Origin of the sequence: Mycobacterium aquaticum, assembly GCF_002086485.1 — a bacterium.
Taxonomy (GTDB): Bacteria; Actinomycetota; Actinomycetes; order Mycobacteriales; family Mycobacteriaceae; genus Mycobacterium; species Mycobacterium aquaticum.
Map to the genome: position 1 here is coordinate 1 of NZ_MVHF01000101.1, position 815 is coordinate 815.

General features: G+C 67.9%; 1 protein-coding gene. It reads right to left on the minus strand.

Features of this window, described 5'->3' with window-relative positions; translation table 11 throughout:
- The coding region (locus tag BST13_RS38075) for an NAD(P)(+) transhydrogenase (Re/Si-specific) subunit beta (RefSeq protein WP_211296288.1) at positions 1–815 on the minus strand (815 nt) is incomplete at both ends.

Genomic DNA, 815 nt, shown 5'->3' on the forward strand with positions numbered 1-815 from the left:
TCGGCGAGCAACACGTTCATGTGGCCGGGCAGGCGACCGGCGACGGGGTGGATGCCGAAGCGGACGTTGACGCCGCGCTCGCGCAGCTTGCGGGTCAGGTCGGCCACTCCGTACTGGGCCTGCGCCACGGCCATGCCGTAGCCGGGGGTGATGATCACCGAGTCGGCGTGGGCGAGCAGTTCGGCTGCGCCTTCGGCGTTGATCTCGCGGTGCTCGCCGTAGTCCTTGTCCTCGGCCGGGCCTGCCTCGATGCCGAAACCACCGGCGATCACGGAGATGAACGAGCGGTTCATGGCCTTGCACATGATGTAGGACAGGTACGCACCGGAGGAGCCGACGAGGGCGCCGGTGATGATCAACAGGTCGTTGGACAGCAGGAAGCCCGATGCGGCTGCGGCCCACCCGGAGTAGCTGTTGAGCATCGACACCACCACGGGCATGTCGCCACCGCCGATGGAGGCGACCAGGTGCCAGCCCAGCAGCAGCGCCAGCACGGTGACGGCGGCCAGCAGCCACAGGTGCGGGGAGATGACGAACCACACGGTCAGGGCGAAGAACGCGACCAGTGCGCCGACGTTGAGGAAGTTCTTACCGGGCAGCATCAGTGGCGCGGACTTGATCCGGGCCGAGAGTTTGAGGTTGGCCACGATCGAGCCGGTGAAGGTGACCGCGCCGATGAAGACGCCGACGAACACCTCGGCGGAGTGGATGCCGAGCATGCCCTCGGCGTTGAGGTGGGCGGCCTCGGCGCCGGCGAGATCGTTCTCGACGTGCAGGTAGCCGTTCCAGCCGACCAGCACCGCGGCCAGGCCGAC